Here is a 25,721-nt window from a genome sequence, read left to right as displayed (position 1 = left end):
TGTCGACGCTAGGGGGCCCGGGTGTCGGCACGACGACCGCCGGGTGACGCCGGGGTGGCGGGTGCCGGAACGCCGTCCCTCAGGAGCGCGCGGTGACCTCGTCGCGGTGCCGGGCGTCGTCGGGCCCGGGAGCGTCATCGGCGTCGCGCGGACCCGCCTGCTCGCCGTCGGGTGCCTCCGCCTGCTCGGCGCCGCGGGCCTCCGGCTGCTCGGGCGCGCGCTCCTCGGGCTGCTCGGGAGCGACGGGTGCGGGCCACGGCTCGTCGGCGACGGCCGACCCCGCGTGCGGTCGCGCGCCCGCGTGCCGGTGCACGACCACCGCGAGGGGCGCCACGAGCACCCCGCACACCATCCCCCAGGAGAGGCCCGCCTCGAGCACGGGGAGGGTGCGGCCGGCGTCGGGCAGCACGCCGCCCGCGGCGAGCGTGGAGGCGACGACGGGCACCGCCGCGGCGAGGGCCGCACCTCCGACGCACGCGAGCCACACCCCGAGCAGCAGCGCCGCGCGGCCCTCGATCGGCGGCAGGCGTCGCGCGGCGAGCGCCGTGAGCAGGCCGACCGCGAGCCCGACGCCGACGGGCAGCAGCAGGTGCACGGGGTCGGCGAGGAGCGCCGCGCGGTCGACGGCGATCCGGGCGGAGGGCAGCAGCACGACGTCGCGCGCCACGCCCCACGGCGACTGCGGGTCCGCGGCGCCGGGGAGCGTCGTGCGCCCGACGCCCGCGGCCGCCCACAGCACGCCCGTCGCGGTGCCGGCGGCGAGCGCGGCGGGCCACGCGCGGACCCGGGTCGGCGTGCGGGTGTGGCGCGTGCCGGCGGGGTCGTCGTGGCGGTCGGTGAGGGCACGCGCGACGGCGACCGTCACGGCCACGAGCGGCCCGTTGACGAACCCCCACCAGCCGCCGAGCGCGGTCGCGACGAACCGGGTGACGGTGTCCGCGCGCCAGGCCAGCGTGACGCCCGCGAACCACGCCGCCGTCGCGGCGAGCGCGGAGGCGAGCACGGCCGCGCCCCACACGGCGAGGAACGCCGCCCAGCGCCCCTCGCCCGCGGGCAGGCGTCGCAGCACGAGGTGCGCGCCGAGCGCGACGAGCCCGCCCGCGAGGGCGGCCGTGAGCACGGTGCTGCCCGAGACCTGCTGACCGCCCGTGACGACGCCGGTCGGGTGGGGCAGGACCGTCCGCACGAGCCCGGCGGGCAGGGTGTGCCCCGCCCCGGCGAGCCAGTCCGCGGCACGGCCGGTGACGACCCAGAGCACCGCGGTGAGCGCCCCCGCGGCGACGACGGCGGGCACGGTCCTCGATGACGGCATCCTGCGAGGGTAGTGGCAACGCGGGGCCGCGAGGACCGCTCAGTTCCGGTCCCGGCCGTCGTCTCTACGCACGGGACCTGCCGCGCCGCGCGGCGGGACGACGACACGGAGGACGCCATGAGCGACACCACGACCCGCACCACGAGCCACACCCTGGACGTGCCGGGAGCCGTCCTGGCCTACGACGTCCGGACCCCCGCGACGACGAGCGACCTGCCGCCGCTCGTCGTCATGGGCTCGCCCATGGCGGCGTCCGGGTTCGGGCAGCTCGTGGACCTCCTCGACGACCGGGTGGTCGTCACGTACGACCCGCGCGGCACCGAGCGCAGCACGCTCGCCGCCGACGGCGAGGTGTCGGTCGAGCGGCACGCGGACGACCTGCACGAGATCGTGGCCGCGCTCGGCCTCGGCCCGGTGGACGTGTTCGGGTCGAGCGGGGGCGGCGTCGTCGGGCTCTCGTGGATCGAGCGGCACCCGGGCGACGTGCGGACGTTCGTCGCGCACGAGCCGCCGATCACGCCGCTGCTGGAGGACGCCGAGACCGCGACCGCGGTGCAGGCGGACGTCGTGGAGACGTACCGGCGCGAGGGCTTCGGGCCCGCGATGGCGAAGTTCGTCGCGCTCGTCAGCCACGTGGGACCGCTGCCCGCGGACTACCTCGACCGCCCGGCGCCCGACCCGGCGATGTTCGGCTTCCCGACGGACGACGACGGGTCGCGCGACGACCTGCTCCTCGGCCGGAACCTGGCCACCATGCCGTCGTGGGCGCCCGACGGCGACGCCCTGCGTGCGGCGGCGACCCGCATCGTCCCCGCGGTGAGCGCCCAGGGCGAGGGCACGCTCGCGTGGCGCGGCGGTGCCGCCCTCGCCGCCCTCCTGGGCGTCGAGCCGGTGACGTTCCCGGGCGACCACGGCGGCTTCATGGTCAACGAGTGGTCGCCCGCGAACGACCCGGCGGCGTTCGCGACGACCCTGCGCGAGGCGCTCGCGGGCTGACGGCGCGTCCCGGACGCGCCCCGCGTCTCAGCGGAGGGCGGCGAGGGCGAGGCAGCCCAGGCCGAGAACGACGTCGAAGTACAGGCACGCCTCCGCCATCGGCCGGGGGACGACCTCGCCGCGCCGGTGGTGGACGACGTCCCACGCGGCGTGGCCGGCCAGGGTCAGCCCTGCCACGACGAGACCGATGCCCGGGTCGACGGCGAGCGCCACCACAGCGAGGGAACCGTAGCCGAGAAGTGCGGCCGCCTGGGGGAGCGTCGGTCGTGCTGCGCCGCGCGCGACGCCGATCCCGAGCAGCACGAGCGCGGTGAGCCCGATGCCGGCCCACCAGGGGATGCCCGCCACCTCGCTCGCGACCACGACGAGCGAGGCGCCGAGGATGCTCACCCAGGCGACCCAGGGGCGTCCGAGCGCTGCTGCGGCCACGTAGCAGAGCGCGGCCGCGCTCACGCCGATCGCCAGGGTGGTGCGGTCGGCCACGCCGATCGCGAGCAGCAGGACGGCGACGCCGAGGCCGAGCGCGGCGGGCCAGCGGGCCACGACGGCCCGGGCGGCGCTCGTCCCGCTGCTCGTCCCCGTGCTCGTCCCGGTGCTCGTCCTACGCGCGGTTCCGGAGCGCGGTCCGGTGGTCTGCGGGGCGGTGCGTGGAGTGCTCATGACGTCCTCGTCTCTCGTGGCGGTCGCGGTCGGGCGACCGCGCTCTCTTGGGAGGACCAGCCTCACCCTGGGGCCGCGGTACTCCCCGGGGGTATCGTGGACGGTGTCCGGATCCGTGGACCGGACGTCGGGAACCCGGGGGTGACGGCTCATGGCGGAGCGGTTGGTGGCGGTCGTCGGCTACGCCGGCGCGGAGCTCCTGGACATCGCGTGCGTGACCTCGACGCTCGTCCTCGCGAACCGTGTGGGCGCTGCACCGCCCTACCGGGTGGTGCTGCTGACCCCGGGCGGGCGACCCGTCGCGTGCGACTCGGGCCTCACGCTCGCGAGCCACGGCTCCCTCCAGCGGTGGGTCGAGCCGGTCGACACGGTCGTCGTGACCGGAGGGCTCGGCCACGAGGAGGCCGGTGCCGACCCGCTCGTCGTCGCGCACGTGCGCCGGGTGGCCGCCCTGAGCCGCAGGGTCGCGTCGGTCTGCACGGGCGCGACCGTCCTCGCGGCGACGGGTCTCCTCGACGGGCGTCGTGCCACCACGCACTGGCGCTACGCCGACCGGCTCGCGCAGGAGTACCCCGCCGTCCGCGTCGACCCGGCGCCCATCTACGTGCGCGACGACAACGTCTACACGTCGGCGGGCGTGACGAGCGCGCTCGACCTCACGCTCGCGCTGGTCGAGGAGGACAACGGTCCGGAGCTCGCCCGCAGGGTGGCCCGCGCGCTCGTGACGTACCTCCAGCGCCCGGGGAACCAGGCCCAGATGAGCGTCTTCACGGCGGCCCCTCAGGTACGGGACGCATGCGTCCGGGCCGTGGTCGACCTCGTCGCCGCGCGGCTCGACGGAGACCTCTCGCTCCCCGCCCTCGCCGCCCACGCGGGCGTGAGCCAGCGCCAGCTCACGCGCCTGTTCGTCCGGCACCTCGGCCGCACGCCGGCGCGGTACGTCCGGCGAGCCCGGACCGAGGCGGCGGCCCACCTGCTCGCGTCGACCGACCGCCCGGTCACCACCGTCGCCCGCGAGTGCGGGCTGAGGTCCGCGGAGGCGCTGCGGCAGGCGTTCGCCGCGGAGTACGGCCTCGCGCCCTCGCAGTACCGGGCCGCGCACCGGCGTGCCGGGCGCCTCGCCCCGCCTGGCGGGACCGGTCCGGGAGCCGCCGGGCTCCGCGGCGCGCGCGGCGAGCAGGAGCGGCTGCCGACGTAGGGGACCCGCGCACGGCCCACCGGGCCCGTCGCGGGTACGTCCACCTACGAGGTGGCGAAGAGCGGCGCGCGGCCGGGCGGCTGCGCGGGCGGCGGGTCCTGGATCCCGGCGAGCAGGGGCCGCTCGAAGACCGCGTGCTCGGGCGTGAGCTCGAACGGCTCGTCGCCGTGCACGACCCGCAGCCGGTCGCCGGACTCGAGGCGGTACGTGACGCCGTCGGCCCGGACCTCGACGCGCGCCCGGGCGCCGCCGTGGTGGACGGCGAGCGCGAGCCGCGTGAGCCGGGACGGGAGCCGGGGGGCGAGGCGGAGCCCGTCGTCGTCGTGCCGCAGCCCCACGATGCCCGTGACGACGGCGGTCCAGGCCCCCGCGAGCGACGCGACGTGCAGCCCGCCGTCGGTCGAGCCGCGCAGGTCGCACAGGTCGAGGAGCGCGCACTCGCGCGCGTAGTCGTACGCGAGGTCGACGTAGCCGATCTCCGCGGCGACGACCGCCTGCACGGGCGCCGAGAGCGACGAGTCGCGGACGGTCAGCGGCTCGTAGTAGTCGAAGTCGCGGCGCCGCTGCTCGGGCGTGAACTCCTCGGGCGCGGCGTGCAGGGCGAGCACGAGGTCGGCCTGCTTGACGACCTGCCGCCGGTACAGCTCGACGTAGTGCACGTGGTCGTCGAGCGGGAACCGCGCGGTGCCCCGCGACTCGAAGTCCCAGGGGGCGTGCCGCGTGAAGTCCTGCGACTGCTCCGTGACGCCGAGCTCCGCGTCGTACGGGACGACCATCCGGTCGGCCGCGCGCCGCCACCCCGCGCGCTCGTCGGCGGTGACGTCCAGCCGCGCCGCCTGCTCCGGGAACCGCTCGCACAGCTCGTCCGCCGCGCGCAGGTTCTTGCGGGCCATGAGGTTGGTGTACGTGTTGTTGTCGACGACGGCGGTGTACTCGTCGGGCCCGGTCACGCCGTCGATGCGGAAGCCGGAGGCCGTGTGGTGGCCGCGCCCGGCCCACAGCCGCGCGGTCTGCACCACGAGGTCGACGACGACGTCCCGGGCGAGCTCGTCGTCGTGCGTGGCGGCGACGTGCCGCACGGCGGCGAGCGCGACGGCCGACGAGACGTGGAACGCGGCGGTGCTCGCGGGCCAGTAGCCCGACGACTCCCGACCGCTGATCGTGCGCCACGGGAACGCCGCGCCGGGCAGGCCCAGCTCGGCGGCCCGCTCGCACGCGTGGGGGAGGGTGGCGTGTCGCCAGCGCAGGTGCGCGGCCGCGGCGTCGGGCAGCACGTGGTCCAGCACGGGGAGCACGAACGTGTCCGAGTCCCAGAAGGCGTGGCCCGCGTAGCCGGTGCCCGTGAGGCCCTTGGCCCGCACGCCCACGCCCTCGACCCGCGCCGACGCCTGGACGACCTGGAACAGGCTGTGCCGCAGGGCCTGCTGCATCTCGTCGTCGCCGTCGAGCTCGACGTCGCCCCGGTCCCAGACCGCGGCGAGGGCATCGGCCTGCTCGCGCTCGAGTGCGTCCCAGCCCGCGTCGACGGCCGCGGCGAGCACGGTGTGCGCGTGCGCGGGGAGCGCGTCGGCGTCGGCGCCGCCCGCGTAGGCGGCGAGGACGACGACCTCCAGCCACTCGTCGGCGCGCAGGTCGACGGTGAGGACGGCGGCGCCGCCGCGGTGGTGCCAGCGCGGGCGGACGCCGTCCGCCGCGTCGACGAGGTGCGCGGTCTCGACGGCGACGCCGCGCTCCGAGCGCACGGTGCGCTGCCGCACGGACGACCCCTCGGCGTCGTGCCGGCACGAGACGGTGACCAGCCCGGGCGCCTCGCGGCCGGGGTCCTGCCCGCCGTGGGCGCAGCCGGGCACCGGGCGCAGGGTGACGGTGACGTCGCCGTGCGCGTGCACGCGCCAGCGCGACGCGACGACCTCGCGCCGGGTGAGCGGGACGAGCCGCTCGTTGTGCAGGGTGACGCTCCCGCCCGACGGCGCGGTCCAGCGCAGCTCGCGCCGCAGCACGCCCCGGCGCAGGTCGAGCACGCGCTCGTGCGCCTCGACCGTCCCGTCGGGACCGGCGGGGTCGTCGGTCCGGACGTCGACCGGCTCGCCGTCGACGGACCAGCCGACCCGCCACGCGTCGACGACCGGCACGAGGCGCTCCTCGACCTCGGGGTAGGCGTACGCGCGCTCCGCGTAGGTCTGCTCGAACTCCTCGTGGACGGAGGCGACGAGGGTCGAGGGGTCGTCGTCGGGGTCCGCCTCGTCGAGCGTGCCGCGGACGCCGACGTACCCGTTGGCGAGGGACAGGAGGGACGCGGCCGTGGCCGGGTCGTCGACGTCGAGGGCCGACTCCCGGACGGACCACGCGGGGAGGTCGTGGGTCACGCGGTCACTCCACCACGACGCCGTGTCGCACACCCGTCCGGGGCGTGCTCGAGCCCCGTCCAGGGCCGCTCCGGAGACAAGTGTCGATCGGCCGTGGACTTTTGCTTGTTGTCGACACAACTTTCGCCTACCTGTTGACATCCATGCACTGACTGCGGTGTCATGAACCTCGTTGCCCCTGGAACCGACCAGGGGGCCGGACGTCGGCGCAGGGGAGCCCGTCGTCCGGACCGACAGCCGAGCGGTACGCACCGACGCGCACCCCGGCGGGGCCACGACGGCCCCGGACCTCGCCCACGGCCGGTCTCCCACCGGCCCGGGTCGAGCCCCGCACGACCGAGCACCCTCTCGACCCTCTGCGACCGCGGGACACCCCCGCACCACCCAGTCCTGCTGCTCAGAGTCCCCCCGCACCACCTCGGGGAACCTCCGCGCGCCCGAGCGCGCCGGCACGCGGGGCGGCGACCGCCGTCCCGCCGGTCCGGCGCGCCACGGACCGCCCGGACGACCCCGTACGCCCGGAAGGAGTCCCCCATGCCCGACCCGACGACCGAGACGGCGCCGAGGCCGCTCTCGAGGCGGGCCCTGCTCGCCGGGGCCGGCGTCGTCGCTGCCAGCCCCGCCGCCGCGCTCCTGCTCGGAGCCGGCGGCAGCGTCGCCGCGGCGCCCCCCGCCGCCGCCGCGACGACCGTCACCGCAGCCACCGGCGTCCGCAAGATCACCATGTACGCCGAGCGGATCTCCGACACCCTCGTCGGCTACGGGCTCGAGCGCGGCAAGGCGACCGTCCCCGGGCCCATACTCGAGATGTGGGAGGGCGAGACCCTCGAGATCACGCTCGTCAACACGACGGACAAGCGCCTGTCGATCCACCCGCACGGCGTGAACTACGACGTCAACAGCGACGGCAGCACGTTCAACAACTCGTTCAACGAGCCGGGCGAGACGCGGACGTACACGTGGTCGACGGTCAAGATGGCGCGCGACCGCGGCATCTGGATGCCCGGCAGCGCGGGCTACTGGCACTACCACGACCACGCGTGGGGCGAGCACGGCACGCAGGGCCTCGCGGCGGGCCTCTACGGCGCGCTCGTCGTGCGCCGGGTCGGCGACGTGCTGCCGCAGAAGCAGTTCACGATGGTCTTCAACGACATGACCATCAACAACAAGGTCGCGCCGGACACGCCGATGTTCGAGGCGAAGCTCGGCGAGCGCGTCGAGTTCATCTGCATCGGCCACGGCAACCAGCTCCACACCTTCCACCTCCACGCGCACCGCTGGGCGAACAACCGCACCGGCCTGCTCGCGGACCAGTACGACCCGAGCCAGGTCGTCGACAACCGGGACCTCAACCCGGGCGACGCGTTCGGGTTCCAGGTCGTCGCCGGGCTCGGTGTCGGACCCGGTGCGTGGATGTACCACTGCCACGTCCAGTTCCACTCCGACGGCGGCATGGCGGGCATCTTCCTCGTGCGCAACGCCGACGGCTCGATGCCGCCGGGCGCCCAGGAGTCGATCGACCGCTTCCAGGGTCACGGCAGCCACACCATGTCGGCCCCGTCCGGGGCCGCGCCGTCCGGCGCCGCCGCGACGACGAGCGCCCCGGCCACCGCCCCCGGCGGTCCGGCCGCCGGTGGCTCCGGGCCGGCCGTCGTCGACCTCACGGGCCACGCCGGCCACTGACCGTCCGCCGGCGAGGTGGGGCGGGCCGCCGGCCCGTCCCGCACCCGGCAGGACCCGCTCCCGGCCCGTCCGGGAGCGTCGCACCGATGACGAAGGAGTTGGAGAGTGCTTTCCAGACGATCGACACCCCCCACGAGGGGGCGCTCCCGACCGGGGGCACTACGGGCCCTGACCGTCGGCCTGACGGGCGTCGCGCTCGTCGCGAGCGCCGCCGTCCTCCCGGCGGCGGCCCAGACCGGCGCCACCGCACCGACCACCGCGGTCAGCGCGGGCGGGTCCCTCGCGGCGGGGTCCGTCGCCGCCGCGCCGGCCGCCGCAGCCGCGCCCGTGCGCGTGCTCGTGTTCCACGGCGCGCCCGACGAGCAGACCGACCCCGTCGTCGACGCGACGGCGGCGCTCACCGAGATCGGGGCCGCCAACGGCTTCGAGGTCGAGGCGACGTCCGACCCGGAGATGATCAGCGCGGCGACGCTCGGCGAGTACCGCGGCGTCGTCATGCTCTCCGCGGAGGGCATCGAGCTGAGCGGCGAGCAGGAGGCCGCCCTCCAGGCGTACATCAACGGCGGCGGCGGCTTCCTCGGCGTGCGCGACGCCGCGCGCTCGCAGGAGGCCTCGAAGTGGTTCGAGGGCCTCGTCGGCGCCCGGATCAAGGGCGCCACGATGACGGCGGAGAAGGTCGCCGAGGCGACCGGCACCGGCCGCAGCCCGGCCGCCGAGACGCCGGCCAAGGCCGTGGACGGCGACCCCAACACCAAGTGGCTGACGTTCGCCCGCACGGGCCAGCTCACGCTGCGCATGGAGCAGCCCGTCGCGGTGGTGAAGTACGGCATCACGTCGGCGAACGACTCCGCGGGCCGCGACCCGAAGAACTGGAAGCTCCAGGGCTCGACCGACGGACAGACGTGGGTCGACCTCGACACGCGCGCCGACGAGGACTTCCCGCAGCGCTTCCAGCCGCGCACGTTCGACGTCGCGAACGAGACCGCGTACGGCTGGTACCGGCTGGACGTCACCGCGAACTCCGGCGACGCCGAGATCCAGCTCGCGGAGCTCTCGATCTTCGGCCCCGACTCCGTCGAGCAGCCCGACCCGGAGATCCCGCTCGAGGAGCGCACGGTCGACCTGGTCGACCGCCAGCACCCCGCGACGGCGGACCTCCCGCTCACGTGGGACCGCGAGGACCGGTGGCTCGACTGGGCCGACGACCCGACCGGTGACGTGCACACGGTCGCGACGCTCGAGCCCGGCCCCGACGCCGGCCCGACGGCCAACCCGTTCCAGCCCGTCTCGTGGTGCCGCGACTACGACGGCGGCCGGTCGTTCTTCACCGGCATGGGCGGCACGCCCGAGAGCTGGGCGGACGCGACGTTCCGCGAGCACCTGCTCGGTGCGCTCCAGTGGACGACGGGCGTGGTGCGCGGCGACTGCCAGGCGACCATCGCATCGAACTACAAGGCCGAGCGCCTGTCCCAGGTGAACACGGCCGGCACGCTCGACCAGAACGGCGAGCAGCACGGCCTGACGATCGCGCCCGACGGCACGGTCTTCTACATCGGCCGCGGCGCCTGCCCGACCGGCCCGATCGTCCCGTGGAGCGACCCGAACGTGGGCCTCGGCTGCGGCACGATCCACCAGTGGGACCCGGAGACGGGTGAGGCGAAGCTGCTCACGACCCTCGACGTCATGGGCAACCGCGGCAGCGGCGACGAGCTCGTGAAGAACGAGGAGGGGCTGCTCGGCATCGTGCCCGACCCCGACTTCGCGACGAACCACTGGCTCTACGTCTACTGGATGCCGCACGAGAACATCGACCGGGAGCGTCGCGTCGGCTACCGGACCGTCTCGCGGTTCACCTACGACCCCGAGACGCCGACGATCGACCAGAGCACGCGCGTCGACCTGCTCGAGTGGGAGACGCAGATCCACAGCTGCTGCCACGCGGGCGGTGGCATGGCGTTCGACAGCGAGGGCAACCTCTACATCGGCTCGGGCGACAACAACTCGTCCGGCGGGTCGAACGGGTACTCCGGCAACAACTGGACGCAGGAGTTCGCGGGCATCAGCTTCCAGGACGCGCGCCGCACGTCGGGCAACACGAACGACCTCAACGGCAAGATCCTGCGGATCCACCCCGAGGACGACGGCACGTACACGATCCCGGACGACAACCTGTTCCCGGTGGGCGAGTACCCCGCGGACAAGACCCGTCCCGAGATCTACGTCATGGGCGTGCGCAACATCTCGCGCCTCCAGATCGACCCCGACACCGACTGGCTGACGGCCGCGTGGGTCGGCCCTGACGCGACGAGCCCGAGCCCCGAGCTCGGCCCGGCGAAGTACGAGACCGCGACGATCATCACGTCCGCGGGCAACCAGGGCTGGCCCTACTGCATGGGCAACAAGCAGCCGTACCGCGACCGGAGCAACGAGGACGCGAGCGTCCTCACCGGCTGGTACGACTGCGACAACCCGAAGAACACGTCGCCCCGCAACACGGGCCTCGTGGACCTCCCGCCGGTACGGAACAACATGATCTGGTACTCGCCCTCGGGCGGCGGGCCGGTCTTCCCGGACCGCGGCAACGGCATCCCGACGTACGAGGACGACGAAGCGACCTACACCATCCCGTGGCTGCGGGGCGGCGGCCAGGCCGTCATGTCCGGTCCGACGTACCGCCAGTCGCAGGTCGACCCCGAGTCCGACGTCGCCTGGCCGTCGTACTGGGAGGGCAAGTGGTTCATCGGCGACCAGTCGAACTCGAACAACCGCGTCGCGGTGACGGTCGACCCGGAGAACCTGGACGCCCCCGTGTTCATGGAGGACCTGCGCCAGATCATCCCGGGCGGCCGCGGTGACGGGCTGCTCCAGAGCTGGATGGACGCGAAGTTCGGTCCGGACGGCGCGCTGTACCTGGTCGACTACGCGGGCGGCTTCTTCAGCCTCGACCCGAACCAGAAGCTCATGCGGATCACGTACCAGGGCGGGGCCCCGACCCCGGCCCCGGCCGCGACCGCGACGAGCATCCAGGGCGACCCGCTCACGGTGCAGTTCACGGGTGCGCGGTCCGGCGGCGTCTCCTACCTGTGGGAGTTCGGCGACGGCAAGACCTCGCGCCAGGCCAACCCGAAGCACAAGTACCCCCGCATCGGGACCTACGAGGCCAAGCTCACCGTCACGTACGCGGACGGCTCGACGGCCACCGTCACGACCGACGGCTCGCCGTCGTGCACCCTGCCCGACGAGCGCGAGACCGTGTTCTTCGGCGACGTCGACTCCACGGTCGAGAACCTCGACCTCGGCGCCTGCACGATGAACGACCTGTTCCAGGACGAGAAGGAGTGGCGCACCCACGCCCGGTTCCTGGCGCACGTCGAGTCGGTCGCGAAGAGCCTGTACGACGACAGCCGCATCGACGAGCGCGAGCGTGCTCGCCTCGTCGACGCCGCGGCGCGGTCGCAGATCGGCGTGGACCCGGGCGGGTACCGCACGATCTTCGACGGCACGCAGGAGTCGCTGTACGACTGGTTCCAGGCACCGAGCGGCAAGTTCACGCTCGAGCCGGGCGGCTCGCTGAAGTCGAGCGGCGGTCTCGGGATGCTCTGGTACGCGGGCGAGGAGCTCGGGGACTTCTCCGTGAAGCTCCTGTACCGCGACGTCTCCGCGGGTGACCACCACGCCAACACGGGCGTGTTCACCCGGTTCCCGAACCCGAACGACCCGGGCGACGTGCCGTGCGCGGCCAACCAGTCGCCCGCGTGGGTCGCGATCTCGTGCGGTCACGAGATCCAGATCTACGACGGTCCGACGGGCGAGCCGCAGAAGACCGGCTCGGTCTACAACTTCGACCCGCTCGGCCTGAACACCGGCGGCGAGAAGCCGAAGGGCGAGTGGAACGAGTACGAGATCCGGGTGGTCGGCCAGCAGTACACGATCATCCGCAACGGCGTCGTCATCAACGAGTGGGAGAACACCCCGGGACAGCAGTCGTCCCGTGCCGGTGACCCGCCGACCGACCTGCGCCAGTTCGACAGCGGGTTCATCGGGCTCCAGAACCACGGGAACGCGGACCTCATCGAGTTCCGCGACATCCGGGTCGCGGACCTGTAGCACCGCCGGGCGGGGGCGGCCGGCCAGGCCGTCCCCGCCCGTACCCCGCAGTCCGACAGAGCCCCCAGAACCACCCCCAGAACCTTCCCGAGACACCCCCCGAGGAGTGCACCCTCATGGAACGACGTACCAGTCCCGGCGGCGTCCGCCGCCGCGGCGCGCGGCGGTTCCTCGCCGCCACGGTCGCCGGGCTCACCGCCACGACGGTCCTCACCGTCGCGCCGGCGTCCGCGTCCCCCGCAGGGACGGCAGCGCCGTCGTCCGTCTTCTCCGTCGCCGACGCCACCGTCGCGGCCGAGCAGGTCCTCACGTGGACCGCGGACAACAGCGTGACCGACTACAAGGCCTTCCCCGCCACGGCCGAGGCGGGCCCCGCCACGATCGTGTTCGAGAACAGCATGGCGACCGGCAGCACGTTCGGCATGAGCCACACGCTCACGTTCGACACGTCGTCGCCCGGCTACAACCACGACGTGAACCTCAACATCCTCGCGAGCCCGTTCGACGCGAACGGCGGGCGGCACGAGGCGCAGGTCACCTTCACCCCGGGCAAGTACCGCTACTTCTGCGCCATCCCCGGGCACGGCGAGATGTGGGGCGAGCTCGTCGTCACCGACGGCGGCACCGGCGGCGAGGACACCACGGCCCCGTCCGTGACCGCGCTCGTCACGGGCGAGCAGGACGGCGACGGCGCCTACGTGGGCGGCGCGACCGTGACGCTCGACGCGACCGACGACGACTCCGGCGTGGCCGGGGTCGAGTACGACCTCGACGGCGCGGGCTGGCAGGCCTACACGGAGCCGTTCGTCGTCGACGCCGTCGGCACGCACACGCTCCAGTTCCGCGCGACCGACGCCGCGGGCAACACGTCCGAGGCGCAGACCGCGACCTTCACCGTCGTCGAGGGCGACGTCGAGGAGGACACGACCGCCCCGGTCGTCGAGCCCATGGTCATGGGGCAGCAGGACGAGTCCGGCGCCTACGTCGGCACCGCCGCGTTCATGCTCCACGCCACGGACGAGGGCTCGGGCGTCGCGTCCGTCGAGTACCAGGTCGACGGCGGCGCGTGGCTCCCGTACACGACCACGGTGCCGTTCACCGAGGTCGGCGAGCACACCGTGTCGTTCCGGGCGACCGACGTCGCGGGCAACGTGTCCGAGGTCGGCTCCGTGACGTTCACCGTCGTCGCCGGCGGCGGCGAGGACGACACGACCGCGCCGACCGTCACCGCCGAGGTCACCGGCACGCAGGACGGCAACGGCGCGTTCGTCGGGTCCGCCACGGCGACGCTCACCGCGACGGACGACGCGTCCGGCGTGGAGAGCGTCGAGTACGACCTCGACGGCGCCGGCTGGCAGCCGTACACCGAGCCGATCGTCGTCGACGAGCCCGGCGAGCACACGCTCGTCTACCGGGCCACCGACGTCGCGGGCAACGTCTCCGAGGAGACCGTCACCGAGTTCGTCGTCGTCGCGGAGGCCGAGGAGGACACCACGGCCCCCGTGGTGGCGACCGAGCTCAGCGGCCAGCAGGACGAGGACGGCGCCTACGTCGGCTCCGCGTCCGTGCTGCTCACCGCCACGGACGACGGCTCGGGCGTCGCGACCGTCGAGTACGACCTCGACGGTGCGGGCTGGACCGAGTACACCGGGGCCGTCGTCGTCGACGAGCCCGGCCGCCACACGCTCGCCTACCGCGCGACCGACGTCGCGGGGAACGTCAGCGAGCCGGCGACCGTCACGTTCGACGTCGTCGCGGGCCAGGGCGGCGACACCGTCGCCCCGACCGTCGACCACCGCGTCATGGGGGGCGACAAGAACGAGGCCGGCGAGTACCTCGACAACGTGTTCGTGCGCCTCCTCGCGAAGGACGCCGACTCCGGCGTCGCGTCGGTCGAGTACCAGCTCGACGGCGGCGAGTGGACCCCGTACGCCAAGCAGATCTCCGTGCGGACCCCCGGGTCGCACACGGTGACCTACCGCGCGACGGACGTCGCGGGCAACGTGTCCGCCCCGAAGACGGTCACGTTCGTCATCGCGGGCGGCGAGGAGCCCGGCGGCGACACCGACGGCCCCGTCGTCACGGCGGGCGTCAGCGGCAGCCGCACGCGCGACGGCGACTTCGTCGCGAGCGCGCGCGTCACGCTCACGGCGGTCGACGAGGAGTCGGGCGTGGACCGCATCGAGTTCCAGGCCAACGACGGCGCGTGGCAGCGCTACGCGGCCCCGGTCGCGTTCGCGGCCGACGGCCAGCACGTGGTCCGCTACCGCGCGGTCGACGGCGTCGGGAACGTCACGAGCGGCGAGGTGACCTTCACGGTCCTCAAGCTCGTGCGGGACCGCTGCGTCGGCTCCGACATCCGCCCGACCGTGATCATCGACGGCCACGACAGCACGGTGCAGAACTACGACGACGGCACCGGCTGCACGGTCAACGACCACGTCGCCGAGAACGACGAGTACGCGACGCACCGCGAGTTCGTCGACCACGTGAGCCTCGTGACCGAGGACCTCGTCCTCGACGGCGTCCTCGACGACGCCGAGCGGGACCTCGTCATCACGGCGGCCCAGCTGTCCGACATCGGTCGCCGCTGACAGCACCCGTCCCACCAGCACGTCCGACCGGCGAAGGCCCGGACCCGCTCCCTCCAGGGGCGGGCCCGGGCCGTCGTCGTCCCCGGGCCAACCCGGTCCGCCGGACACCCCCGGTCCGCCGGACACCCCCGGTGCGCCGAGCACGACGTTGCTGTCGCCTGGGGCGGGATCCCGACGACAAGGTCGTTCTCGACCGCGCGCAGGGTCGTGCTCGGCCTGCCCCGCGGGAAGGGGGAGCGCGGGAGGGGCGTGCCGCGCGCCGTCGGGCTGTGGGCGGGACGGCCAGGCTGCCCGACGCCGCGCGGCCGGGTCAGGCCGGCGGCTCGCCGTACACCGGGCGGACGAAGGCCAGGACGATGCCGAGCCCGCCGCGCTGGGCGAGGCGCGCGCGGTCCTCCGGGTGGTCGAGCAGGTGCCGCAAGACGCGCGCGACCGCCTCGGGGTCCGTCACGACGACGGGGTCGGGGTCCGGTCCGTGCGCGGGCCGGCCCTGCAGCAGGTCCTCGCCCTCCGCGTGGCGTGCCCGCGCGCCGTCGTGCAGCTCGACCCGGAGCGACGGGCGCCCCTCGCCCGGGACGACGTGGACGCGCGCGACGTCGTCCCACCGCACGACGACCCGGACCACCTCCGCGCGGCCCACCGGGAGCTCGACCTCGTGCGGCCGCAGCACGACCGCGTGCTTCGACGGCCCGCGCACGTACGCCAGCAGCCCGCCGCCGAAGGCGAGGGCGACGATGCCGGTCAGGGCGGCCGCGAACCCCTCGTCGCTCCGCAGGAGCCACACCGCGAACGCCACCGCGCCACCGCACAGCGCGAGCAGGATCAGCAGCACCGCGAGGTAGTCGACGACGGGCGTCAGGCGCTCGCGACCGCGCACGCCGCCACGCACCGCGGTCCACACCATCGTCGGCCGGTACGGCTGCCGGGGTCGGCGGCTGCTGCTCACGGGGGACAGTCTGCCGGGTCGGCGCCGAGCACGACGTTGCTGTCGTTCTCACGGCGATACCGCCAGCAACCTCGTGCTCGGGGGCTCGGGGGCTCGGGGCTCGGGGGCTCCGGGGCTCGTCGGTTCAGGAGCCGCCGAGGAGCATCCGCTTGGCGGCGGTGAACTCGTCGTCGGTGAGGGAGCCGGCGGCGTGCAGGCTCGCGAGCTCGGCGAGCGCCGCGGTGACGCCGTGCTGCACGGTCACCTCGGGGGCGCCCGCGCCGCGGGTCATGCGGGTCGTCGTGTACGTCGTGGTGGTCGAGGACGACGAGCTCGTGGGCGAGCCCCACGCGGGGGCGTCCGCGTCGGTCGTCGGGTCGTCGGCGACCGGTGCGTCGGCGACGGTCGCGCTCGCGGCCCGGGCGGCGTCGTGCAGCGCGCGCGTGCGGTCGCGGCGGGCCTGCACCACGACCCGCTCCCCGGGCAGGCGCCAGACGACCACGGGGTCGCCGGGCTGCGGGACCTCCGACGGGAGCAGGTTCGTGACCGGGGCGAGGCGCGTGACCGTCGTCGTCAGCGCCCCGTGCCGCACGCGCACGGCGCAGTGCGCGACGCCGCCCGACTCCGTGCGGTCGGTGACCGACGCCGTCACGACCCCGGCCTCGCGCGTCGCGCCCAGGCGGTCGCGGTGGTACTGCGCGTAGAGCGGGGCGTCGTCGCGCGACCGGCGCAGCGACCGCGCGTAGCCCGCCCACATCGGGCCGAGGAAGACCCACGGGAAGATCGTCCACACGACGTTCCAGAACCACGGGAAGAAGCCGTCGTGGTCCCATGCGTTGACCGTCACGAGCCAGACGAACCCGCCCGACAGCAGCGCGAGCAGCACCCCGTTCCGGATCTTCGTCCCGACGCCCGACGGCGGCTCCATGAGCCCCTCGGGCGTGCGCGGCAGGTCGTCGACCGATTCGTCGTTGCCCACCAGCCGCAGGATGGCCTTCGGGTCGGCGGTCTTGCGCGCGAGCGCGGCGGACGGCGGCAGGGGCGATTCGTCGTGCGGGGCGGACGGCGCCCCCGTCGTGTGGTCAGACATCACCCCGATCCTACGATCGCCCTGCCTCGACGGAACCACCCGCCCGCCCTGTCTTAGCCACCCCTCCCCAGGCGAACACGGGGATGGCGACCTCTTGCGGCTGTTTCTGGTCGGCAACCCCGTGGTCGACGGGCGGTGGAGCCGTGTTGGTCAGCGGTTGGTCGTCACCGTCGTGCCGGTGGCGCGGGTCGCGGCCAGCAGTGAGTGGAGGCCGAACGCCTGGACCGGGCCTAGCGCTCCCGTCCCGTTCGTCTCGCCGGCCGCTGCTCGGGTCGCGCCCCACGCGAGGTAGCGGGCCGTGAGGTCGTACGCGTCGGGGCCGTCGAGTCGGGCCCGACGCAGCACCTCGCCCCCGGCGTCGCGTGCGACCGCGAGGACGTGCGTGCGCGACGCCGCGCGGGCTGCCTCGTCCGGCCCGCCGCTCGACCCGCTGCGCGACCGGGCGAGCCGCCGCAGGCCGTCGCCCAGCCCGGGGATGCGCAGCGCCGCCGTCGCGACCGCCGTCGCCACGGGCGCGAGCCGCACCGCGGGACCGGACACGCCCAGCGCCACCTCGATGTCGCGCAGCCCCGGCGCGAGGCCGGGGAGCGTGAACGGCTCGGTGCCGCCCGCGGTGACGCCCCGCACGCGTCGGCCGGGGCCGACGTCGAACGTGACGGCGCGCGCCGCGACACGCTCGGTCCGGAGACCGCCGTCGCGCCACGCGTACGACGGCTCGAGCGCCGTCTCCAGCGCGCTCACGCGCGTGCCGCCGCTCACGCCGCCGCCGGTGGGGAAGTAGCCGATCTCCAGGCGCACCGCGTCGGCGCCCTCGTCCTGGAGCGCGAGCGCCCCCGCGAGGTTGCCGGGCACCCAGTCGTGGCCGAACGCCGTGAGCAGCGCCGCACCCGTGCGCCGGGCGCGCGGGCCGAGCTCGTCGAACACGCGCCGGATGAACGCCGGCTCGCCCGTCGAGTCGAGGTACACCGCGCCCGCGTCGATCGCGGCCTCGACCGCCGGACCGCCGTGCCGCCCGAACGGCCCGACCGTCGAGATCAGCACGTCGCCCGGCCCGACCAGCGCACGCACGGTCCGCGCGTCGTCGACGTCCGCGACCGCGGTCTCGAGCGGCGTTCGCGCCCAGGTGCCCGACGGCGGGCTCCCGGCTTCGGGCGAGCCCGTGGGCTCGGCGCGGTGGCGGGGCGCTGTGGATGGTGCCGTTGCGGACGGTGCCGCCCCGGTCCGTGCCGTCGCGGCGAGGTCCGCGGCGAGCGCGTCCAGGCGGTCCTGGGACCGACCCGCGAGCACGGGCCGTGCGCCGCGAGCCACGAGCTCGTGCGCGACGAGCGTGCCCGTGTAGCCCGTCGCGCCGAGGAGCACGATGCGGCCCGTCGCCGGGGGAGGGGTCGGGGCGTCGGTCATGGGATCACCTCTCGCCGGAACCAGGGATCCCGCGAGACTACGGAGCGGTGCCGGGGCTCGCGCGTCGGCGGGGTGCCGGCCGCTCCCTGCCCGCGCTCGCCCGCGGCCCGCGTGGTGTCCTGGCGGTATGGACCGACAGCCCGACGACCCGCGGCGCGAGGACAGGCCGCCCGACGACGGTGGACGGCCCGACGGGCCCCGGCCGGGGCTCGTCGGTGTGCTGTGGTGCGTCGTCGTTATCGTGGCGGTACTGGTGATCGGCGTCGCGATGGGACTGCTCGACGGCCGCTGACCGTACCGGCCCGCATCGCCTCACGGCGTGCGCTCGGTGGGGCTCGCCGCGCGCTGGGTGGACGGCGGCGCAGGGTGGCTCGCGCCCGGAGGTCAGCTTCGCCCCGCTGTGCCGACGCCGATATCGACGTCATCCCCCATGACTTCGATACTGACGTCGTCTAGGATGACTTCACTATCGACGTCATCGGAGGCGGTATGGCGGTCCGCATCGAGATCACGAGTCCCGAGCTGCTCGGCTTCGCCCTGCAGCAGGGCCGGCTGCTGAGCGGGACGAGCCAGCGGCAGCTGGCCGACCAGCTCGGTATCGGCCAGAAGTGGGTCTGGGAGATGGAGAACGGCAAGCCCGGTCTTCTGATGGAGCGCCTCTTCGCCATGCTCGACGCGACGGGCGTCCGGTTGTGGGCGGAGATCGACGAACCGGTCGGCGACGACCCCTCCGGGGCAAGCGGGGACGACGTGGAGAAGCTCGATGGCTGACCTCCGCGTCGAGCTGTACGGCCGGCTCGTCGGTCATCTGGTGGGGACGAGCTCGCGCACGTTCGACTTCAGGACGGACCGGTCCGTGCTCGCGCACTGGGCACCGGGCAGCACCGTGCTGTCGGAGTCGGTGCCGCTGAGTCTCGTGGAGAACCGCGCCCGCGCGGCTCGGCGACGCAACTACTTCGCCGAGCTCCTCCCGGAAGGCCGCGTCCTGAGCGACCTCGCCGCGCGGGCGCGGCTCAGGGAGGCCGACGTCGTCGGACTGCTGGCGCGCTACGGGCGCGACGTCGCGGGCGCCGTCGAGCTCTACGACCCGGACGCGCCGGGCGAGCCACGGACGCCGCTCGCGACACCGCTCACCGACGAGCAGGTCGGCGCGCTCCTCCGTGACACCCGTGGCATGCCGCTCGGCAACTCCCCGTACTCCGGGAAGTCCTCCCTCGCCGGGGTGCAGGACAAGATCGTGCTCGCCCTCGTCGACGACGTGTGGCACCAGGTGCACGACGGGTACCCCTCGACCCACATCCTCAAGCCTCACTCCACGGCGAACCCGACGATCATCTACGACGAGGAGTACGCGACACGGATCGCCGCACGCCTGGGCCTCACGCGCGGGACGCCCCGGCTGCACGAGTTCGACGGCCGGACGGCGCTCGTCATCGAGCGCTTCGACCGGTCTCCCGACGCCCCGCGCGGACGCCTCCACCAGGAGGACATGAACCAGGCGCTCGGAGCGCGCGGCGACGAGAAGTACCAGGAGATCGGCGGAAAGGTCAGCCTCGTTCGGATCGCGCAGGTCCTGCGGCGAGCCGCAGGTCCGACGGCGGTCGACCAGCTCCTGCGGTACGTCACCCTGACCGTCGCGGTGGGCAACCTCGACATGCACGCGAAGAACGTCTCGATGCTCCACCTCCCGGACGGCTCGGCGCGGGTGGCGCCGATGTACGACGTCGTGCCGCTGCGGCACCAGCCGACCGACGGTCGGCTGGCTCTTGCGGTGAACGGCGTCTACGTCCACAGCGCTGTCACGGCCGGGGACCTCGTCACCGAGGGGGAGGCGTGGGGGTCGAGAGCGGCGAGCGACGTCGTCCGCTCGACGCTCGACGACGTCGCCTCGGTCGTCGCGAGCGAGACGCCGGACTCGCGGGCGCAGCCAGGCTTGCGCGACGAGATCCTCGGCTTCACGCGGAATCTCCTGGCGGGACGCCCGACGGGATAGGCGGCGGATCAGGACAGCGAGAAGATCACGCGCTCCACCGTGGCGCGGGAGAGCGTGCCCGCAGGACGCACGGCCCAGGCGTCGAGCAGCTGGAGGTACTGGTGATACGCCCATGTCTTGTCGAGCCGGAGCTGGACGCCGGCGTTGGTCGTGATCCAGTCCCGTACGCGCATGTCGAGCTCGGGTGCGGCGTCGTCGCTGTCCGGTCCTGCTGTGGCCGTCGTGAAGTACAACCACCTCGTGAAGAACGCCGGCCCGAGGTACGCCACGCGACCGGGCAGGTTCCTCATCGCGTAGAAGCCGGAGAGGGCGCCCTGTGTGCGAGCGGTCCGAGCCGCTGAGCGCAGACGCTCCAGGACCGTCGGGTCGACCGCGTCGGAACCACCCGTGAGGACGCGGGCCGTGCGGTAAGGACCATAGCCGGATGACCCGTAGCCCCAGATCATCGTGGCGACGAACGCCAGATCGGTACGGTCCGCAGCCTCAGACTTCCGCACGCTCTCGAGGACGGTGGCACGGTCAACTTGCCCAGGGAGCGAGGCGAGAAGGTCGTCGACGTCTGGCACGACCGACAGCCGCCGTGCCCACGGTTCACGCTTCCACGTCATTCCCTTCTGTGGCGGTGGGGGTGCGGACCCGTCTCCGAGGGCCTCGGCCAGATTCTCTGGCGGGGCTGGGAGGTCGTCGAGAGGGCGGAGAAGTGCGGCGTAGGGCGTCGTCGCCTCGGCGGACCTGTCGATCACCATGGGGTCACCGTAGAGGTGGTCGGGGACATCGCTCACCGAGCAGGGGGCGCCGCGCGTCGCGGACGCCGGATGCGCTACGGCGAAAGGTCGATGTGCGCCCACGACAGGTCGGCGTCGCCGGCGAGCCGGAGCAGGTCCTCCTGGCGCGCCTGGCCGATGACGCTGCGGTACGCCCCGACCGTCCGGCGGAGGCGTCGGTAGCGCGACACCTCCCTCGACAGGGGCAGCGCGGGGACGTAGCGCTCGATCGTGGCTCCGATGACGTCACATGCCCTTCTGGGACGTCGGCTCAGCGAAGCGTAGGAGCGGAGAGTAGGTCCGTGGATGCTTGAGGGGGTAAGGACGGACTCGCGTTCGGGTACGTGATGCCGGTGGAGCGAGGGCGCTAGCTCCGCGTGGCTGGCGGTGGTAGCTTGAGCGCGTGATCGCCTAGGACTCGGGCGGTGAGGTAGTGGAAAGGGCACGCGCCGCGGGCTTGCCGCGCTAGCGTCGTGTCTGCCCGAACTGGCGCGACCGGGCAGCGTCGTGGGCTGAGGAGGAAGATTGGTCTCGACACTGGACGGGTTCACGTTCGTCGATTTGTTCGCCGGTATCGGGGGGTTTCACGCTGCACTTGCTGACCTCGGCGGACGCTGCGTGTACGCATGCGAGATAGATCCTCGGGCGAGGAAGATCTACGAGAATGCGTGGATCGAACCGGACCGGAGCAGGGGTCACTCCTATCCGTTCGCAGAGGACATCAATGACGACGTGGCGTACGTCGAGGAAGACGCGCTCCCCGTGGCTCAGGACGACCTCAAGGAGTTCCCCGAGCACGATGTGCTCGCTGCGGGATTTCCGTGCCAAGCGTTCAGCAAGTCGGGGAAGCAGCACGGGGTGCTGGACGAGACCCGAGGTACGCTCTTCTACAACATTCTTCGGATCGTCCGCGCTAAGCGGCCTCGGGTCGTCTTCCTCGAGAACGTGAAGAACCTCGCTGGACCCAAGCATCGCGACACCACGTTCAAGACGATCATTCGGGCCCTTCACGAGCTCGGGTACGTCGTCGCGGCCCACCCGACCGTCATCTCACCGCACAGGATCTCTCCTCGGCTCGGCGGTACGCCGCAGATGCGTGAACGCATCTACATCATGGCGATCCACGGAAGTGCGCTGGGTGACGATCTCCAGACCGGAGCCGAGCGCATCGAGTGGACGAGGAAGAGCAGAGCATCCCTCGCGACGGCGCCGCCCTTTGCAGCATTCGAGTACGACGGTTGGGACCCTGGTGAGTGGCGGATCCACTCCACACCCCTGGCGCTCTACGGCGGTGAGCCGATTCTCGTCGGCGACGCTCGGCTAGGGGATGTCAGCCGGTACGCCGTAGGCGAAGAGGGGCCGGCCATCGCGGCGTGGGACGGCTTCGTCCGTGAAGTCGTCAGGCGTCGCGCGCTCAGGAAGGACGACGGCCGTCGGCGGCTCCCCGGGCATCCCATCTGGCTCGGGGTTCTCGACGAGGGCTGGCTCGCCCTGGAGAGGGCTGACGCTGAAGGCAGGCGGCCGACGCGCGACCCCGATGATCGCGGCTGGAAGCACGCCTTCCTGGACCTCAACGAGCGCTTTGTCGTCGACTACCGACATGAGATCAACGCGACCCTGGGCGACACCGTCCTCTCCTTCGAGCGCAGTCGCCAGAAGTTCGAGTGGCAGGCGCAGGACGCCTCGTCGCTCGACGAGTGCCTGATCCAGCTCCGCCCGTCGGGCATCCGTGTCAAGAAGGCGACGTACACCCCAGCTCTCGTCGCGATCAACCAGACCCCGATTCTGGGTAAGGAGCGTCGCCGGATCGCACCGCTCGAGGCGGCTCGACTTCAGGGCTTCCCCGATCGTGTCGCGCAGATCATGACGAAGAGTCAGCCCGACAGCGCGTCCTACAAGCAGCTGGGCAATGCTGTGCACGTCGGGGCGGTGGCGTTCGCATTCGCCCAGTTTCTCGGGCACTTCGAAGAGATCGCGGGCCTCGATCCGCGGCTTCAGCGCGCACGCCACGCGTGGCGCGACCGATGGGAGGCCGGAGACGAAGCGCACGGCGTTGTCAGCAGGAAAGGGCTCCCCGTCGGGGGCGCGACCGATGACGACGAGCCGCGAGCTGCCTGAGGGGGTCGCTGCGCGTCCGCAGCGTGTCCCGGCGCACCCAGGCCCAGCCTCGGCGCGTGTCTCGGAGAGGATGAGCCGTGCGCGCAGGAGAGATACGAAGCCTGAGCTTGCGCTGCGCAAGGTGCTCCATGCGCACGGGCTCAGGTACCGGGTCGCGTTTCCCGTCCCAGGGCAGCGTCGGCGGACGATCGACATCGCGTTCACGCGGTCAAGGGTCGCGGTGTTCGTCGACGGGTGCTTCTGGCACGGCTGTCCGGAGCACGGAACCTCGCCGCGTTCGAACAGCGAGTGGTGGCGGATCAAGCTCGCGGCGAACCAGGCGCGAGACGTGGACACGAACAGGCTGCTCGAGCAGCAGGGATGGCTGGTCCTCCGCTACTGGGAGCATCAGGAGCCGTCCGCCGTGGCCGCCGAGATCGAGCGTGTCCTCGCGGGCGTGCGCAAGAGGCAGGTCAGCTCTCCGCGGCGTTGACGATAAGCTGGAGCGCACGCGCCGTCGAATGGCCGTACCCGTCCCGGACAGCGCGATCTGCCACTTCAGGATCGATGCCCAGGGTGTCGAGCACGCCGATCGCGACTCTGGCGATCTGTGACCACTGGACGGACGTCTGCGTCTTGGAGGGGCGTCCCCACTCGGCGGCCGAGCGGACGCGCAGCTCTTCCTCGTGCCGACGCAGCTCCTCTCCGACCTGATCGCCTAGAACGGCGGCAGCGAGGCAGACTCCCGCCAGACTTGCCACGAGCTGGAGGTCGTGCCAGCGCGCGCCGTGCTTGCCGTCCTTGAAGTGGTCCGACCACGCGTCGGCGGCTCGGTGAGCTCGCATGCCCGTGGCGACCAGCCGAAGCGCGTCGCTGATGACCCTTTCGTCGCGGAGCGGGTCGCCCGGGCGCTGAGCCCGGTCCAGGAGCGCATTGATCTGGTTCGCGGTAGACAGACGGCGAGGTTCGCCGTCATCGTTCAGAGAATCGAGGAAGAGCGTGGAGAAGAGCCAGGACAAGACCTTCGTCCGCCGGTAACGAGAGTCGGGGACCCCGGAGTCGGAGAGGAACGTCGAGATCGCGCTCACGTGCGAGGAGACCGGGGAGAGGAACGATGCGGCGGCGCGGATTCCTGGCCCGTCACCAGCCGATACCGCGAGGGCACGCATCAGTAGGAGCTCGTGGTAGACCGCGTTCCGGATCTCCTCCGCGTTGAGGTGCTTTCCCTGCTTGTTGTAGAGGCTGAAGACCTCGTGGATCTGGCGGGGCGTCGCCTCGGTGTACTCGATCACGGGGACCTTGTAGTCCGTCGTCGCCTCGAAGATGTCGCGAACCGCAACGTGCTCGCCGCCGACCCGCACGAACTCGTCGGCGATCTGGTGAAAGTACTTGCCTGCCAGCGGGGCGAGATCTCCGCTCAGCCCTGCCGACCCAGCAGCAAGCTTGAACGGGAAGTAGTAGGAGCGCTCTGCAGTGGCCGTCAAGGCCTCGCCGGTCGCCTTCTTCCACGCCGTTCGAAACTGCGGATAGTTGGTCCGGAAGAGATGGGCGAGTTCGAACCCTGGGTACTCGCGTGTCGCCGACTCGACGATCTCGAGCGCGGCTGGGTGAGCGCCGATGAAACGGAGGATCGACGTGAGTCGCTGCTTGCCGTCGACAACCTCGAAGGGCGCTTCCGCCGCCGACTTGGGGCGCAGGATGATGACGGACGGCAGCGGGATCCCTCGGAGGATCGACTCGATGAGGAGCTGCGAGTCGCCGGTGGGCCACACGTCGCCGCGCTGGTAGGAGGGACTGAGCTCGAGTCTTCGCGACTTTGCCCGGGAGGCGAAGTCGTGTATCGACCACACTTCGGCCTTGGCCCGGATCGGGCCTGAGACGGTCGTGTCGACGGTGTCGTCCCACGCCTCGACCCAGGTCGTGGTGGCACTCGCACGGCTGCCGCTCTCGACGGCATCGAGGAAGACGTCACGAAGAGTGAGCGCTCGGTCGACCCGCGTGCGGAGAAGGTCGAGCCCGTGCGGCGTGAGCGTCACGATGTCCTGGTGCACCGTGTACATCTCGTGCGGGGTGCCTGAACCGAGGCCCTCGAACAGAGACCTCGCGAGGCGCTCCGTTGGCGCGATCGGATCGAGACGGCTGTCGAGACGCAGCCAGTCCTGCACGGCTGCTACCAGGTCGAGCCAGGAGCCGTCGTCAAGACGAACGTCGTGCTCGGTGAACTCCTCGGACTGCTCGACCTCGGTCGGGTGCGGGCTCGTCGCAGACAACGAGGCAAGCCCTACAGCGATCGCTCGTTCGATCTCGCGACGGTCGTCAGCGTCAGTCTCGTCACCCAGGTAATCCATGATCTCGCCGTCTCGCCATCTCGTCAGGTTCCTTCGCCGACGCAAGGATCGTAGCCACTTGCGGAGGGGGAGTCTGCAGCCGCTCGAGGCGTTGCTTCCCCGCCAGAGATATTTCGCCCCCTCGACGGTCGAGATCACGGACATGACGGACTACGGTGCACGTGTTGGGACGACCAACATGTGCAGC

General features: G+C 72.9%; 19 protein-coding genes. 10 read left to right on the top strand and 9 right to left on the bottom strand.

The window, feature by feature from the left end; translation table 11 throughout:
* Nucleotides 1-79: 79 nt before the first annotated feature.
* The gene (locus HKK73_RS17325) at nucleotides 80-1,312 is read right to left on the bottom strand and encodes a hypothetical protein (protein WP_171468501.1); all 1,233 of its coding nucleotides are present in this window, start codon (nucleotides 1,310-1,312) and stop codon (nucleotides 80-82) included.
* A gap of 117 nt (nucleotides 1,313-1,429) precedes the next feature.
* On the opposite strand from HKK73_RS17325, the gene HKK73_RS17320 reads away from it, so the two are divergent.
* Nucleotides 1,430-2,308 carry an alpha/beta fold hydrolase gene (locus HKK73_RS17320; protein WP_171468500.1) on the top strand — a complete coding sequence of 293 codons (879 nt, stop codon included), beginning with the start codon at nucleotides 1,430-1,432 and terminating at the stop codon, nucleotides 2,306-2,308.
* Between the two features lie 27 nt (nucleotides 2,309-2,335).
* Here the strand turns inward: HKK73_RS17320 and HKK73_RS17315 are convergent, their stop codons facing one another.
* Nucleotides 2,336-2,968: a hypothetical protein gene (locus HKK73_RS17315; RefSeq protein ID WP_216608012.1), complete on the bottom strand. Its 633-nt coding sequence runs from the start codon at nucleotides 2,966-2,968 to the stop codon at nucleotides 2,336-2,338.
* Between the two features lie 151 nt (nucleotides 2,969-3,119).
* Here HKK73_RS17315 and HKK73_RS17310 point away from each other — a divergent pair, with 151 nt between their 5' ends.
* A complete protein-coding gene (locus HKK73_RS17310) occupies nucleotides 3,120-4,166 on the top strand; it encodes a GlxA family transcriptional regulator (protein ID WP_163188806.1) in 1,047 nt (348 codons plus the stop codon).
* Nucleotides 4,167-4,210: 44 nt separating this feature from the next.
* Here the strand turns inward: HKK73_RS17310 and HKK73_RS17305 are convergent, their stop codons facing one another.
* The gene (locus HKK73_RS17305; RefSeq protein WP_171468499.1) at nucleotides 4,211-6,532 is read right to left on the bottom strand and encodes a glycoside hydrolase family 65 protein; all 2,322 of its coding nucleotides are present in this window, start codon (nucleotides 6,530-6,532) and stop codon (nucleotides 4,211-4,213) included.
* A gap of 534 nt (nucleotides 6,533-7,066) precedes the next feature.
* On the opposite strand from HKK73_RS17305, the gene HKK73_RS17300 reads away from it, so the two are divergent.
* From HKK73_RS17300 to HKK73_RS17290, 3 genes are all read left to right on the top strand, one after another.
* Entirely contained in the window at nucleotides 7,067-8,215 is a 1,149-nt protein-coding gene (locus HKK73_RS17300; protein ID WP_081896028.1) for a multicopper oxidase domain-containing protein, read from the top strand.
* A 105-nt stretch (nucleotides 8,216-8,320) separates the two neighbouring features.
* The gene (locus HKK73_RS17295; RefSeq protein WP_253705692.1) at nucleotides 8,321-12,322 is read left to right on the top strand and encodes a ThuA domain-containing protein; all 4,002 of its coding nucleotides are present in this window, start codon (nucleotides 8,321-8,323) and stop codon (nucleotides 12,320-12,322) included.
* Between the two features lie 116 nt (nucleotides 12,323-12,438).
* Entirely contained in the window at nucleotides 12,439-14,916 is a 2,478-nt protein-coding gene (locus tag HKK73_RS17290) for an OmpL47-type beta-barrel domain-containing protein (protein ID WP_168944514.1), read from the top strand.
* A 310-nt stretch (nucleotides 14,917-15,226) separates the two neighbouring features.
* Here the strand turns inward: HKK73_RS17290 and HKK73_RS17285 are convergent, their stop codons facing one another.
* The 3 genes from HKK73_RS17285 to HKK73_RS18985 form a co-directional block, all read right to left on the bottom strand.
* A complete protein-coding gene (locus HKK73_RS17285) occupies nucleotides 15,227-15,862 on the bottom strand; it encodes a glycosyltransferase (protein ID WP_171468498.1) in 636 nt (211 codons plus the stop codon).
* A gap of 124 nt (nucleotides 15,863-15,986) precedes the next feature.
* A complete protein-coding gene (locus HKK73_RS17280) occupies nucleotides 15,987-16,931 on the bottom strand; it encodes an SHOCT domain-containing protein (protein ID WP_171468497.1) in 945 nt (314 codons plus the stop codon).
* Nucleotides 16,932-17,081: 150 nt separating this feature from the next.
* On the bottom strand, nucleotides 17,082-18,332 hold the full coding sequence (locus tag HKK73_RS18985; protein WP_216608011.1) for a trans-acting enoyl reductase family protein: 1,251 nt from the start codon (nucleotides 18,330-18,332) through the stop codon (nucleotides 17,082-17,084).
* Between the two features lie 127 nt (nucleotides 18,333-18,459).
* Between HKK73_RS18985 and HKK73_RS17270 the strand changes: the two genes are divergently transcribed.
* From HKK73_RS17270 to HKK73_RS17260, 3 genes are all read left to right on the top strand, one after another.
* Nucleotides 18,460-18,624 carry a hypothetical protein gene (locus HKK73_RS17270; protein ID WP_171468496.1) on the top strand — a complete coding sequence of 55 codons (165 nt, stop codon included), beginning with the start codon at nucleotides 18,460-18,462 and terminating at the stop codon, nucleotides 18,622-18,624.
* Between the two features lie 197 nt (nucleotides 18,625-18,821).
* Nucleotides 18,822-19,103: a helix-turn-helix domain-containing protein gene (locus HKK73_RS17265; RefSeq protein ID WP_171468495.1), complete on the top strand. Its 282-nt coding sequence runs from the start codon at nucleotides 18,822-18,824 to the stop codon at nucleotides 19,101-19,103.
* Entirely contained in the window at nucleotides 19,096-20,325 is a 1,230-nt protein-coding gene (locus tag HKK73_RS17260; RefSeq protein ID WP_171468494.1) for a type II toxin-antitoxin system HipA family toxin, read from the top strand. The genes HKK73_RS17265 and HKK73_RS17260 overlap by 8 nt, the downstream gene beginning before the upstream one ends.
* Nucleotides 20,326-20,333: 8 nt before the next feature.
* On the opposite strand, the gene HKK73_RS17255 is transcribed toward HKK73_RS17260, so the two are convergent.
* Both HKK73_RS17255 and HKK73_RS19330 read right to left on the bottom strand, forming a co-directional pair.
* Nucleotides 20,334-21,071 carry a hypothetical protein gene (locus tag HKK73_RS17255; protein ID WP_171468493.1) on the bottom strand — a complete coding sequence of 246 codons (738 nt, stop codon included), beginning with the start codon at nucleotides 21,069-21,071 and terminating at the stop codon, nucleotides 20,334-20,336.
* A gap of 74 nt (nucleotides 21,072-21,145) precedes the next feature.
* A complete protein-coding gene (locus HKK73_RS19330) occupies nucleotides 21,146-21,280 on the bottom strand; it encodes a hypothetical protein (RefSeq protein WP_256380361.1) in 135 nt (44 codons plus the stop codon).
* 334 nt (nucleotides 21,281-21,614) lie between these two features.
* On the opposite strand from HKK73_RS19330, the gene dcm reads away from it, so the two are divergent.
* Nucleotides 21,615-23,207 carry a DNA (cytosine-5-)-methyltransferase gene (gene dcm, locus HKK73_RS17250; protein WP_171468492.1) on the top strand — a complete coding sequence of 531 codons (1,593 nt, stop codon included), beginning with the start codon at nucleotides 21,615-21,617 and terminating at the stop codon, nucleotides 23,205-23,207.
* Nucleotides 23,200-23,679: a very short patch repair endonuclease gene (locus tag HKK73_RS17245; RefSeq protein ID WP_256380378.1), complete on the top strand. Its 480-nt coding sequence runs from the start codon at nucleotides 23,200-23,202 to the stop codon at nucleotides 23,677-23,679. The genes dcm and HKK73_RS17245 overlap by 8 nt, the downstream gene beginning before the upstream one ends.
* Here HKK73_RS17245 and HKK73_RS17240 read toward each other — a convergent pair.
* Nucleotides 23,660-25,534 (bottom strand): DUF262 domain-containing protein, encoded by a 1,875-nt coding sequence (locus HKK73_RS17240; RefSeq protein WP_171468490.1) that lies wholly within the window; start codon nucleotides 25,532-25,534, stop codon nucleotides 23,660-23,662. The two genes, HKK73_RS17245 and HKK73_RS17240, sit on opposite strands and share 20 nt — an antisense overlap.
* Nucleotides 25,535-25,721 lie beyond the last annotated feature (187 nt).

The sequence above is a fragment of the Cellulosimicrobium sp. 72-3 genome (genome assembly GCF_013127315.1).
GTDB classification, from domain to species: Bacteria; Actinomycetota; Actinomycetes; order Actinomycetales; family Cellulomonadaceae; genus Cellulosimicrobium; species Cellulosimicrobium funkei.
This window is presented reverse-complemented; position numbering and strand designations above follow the sequence as displayed.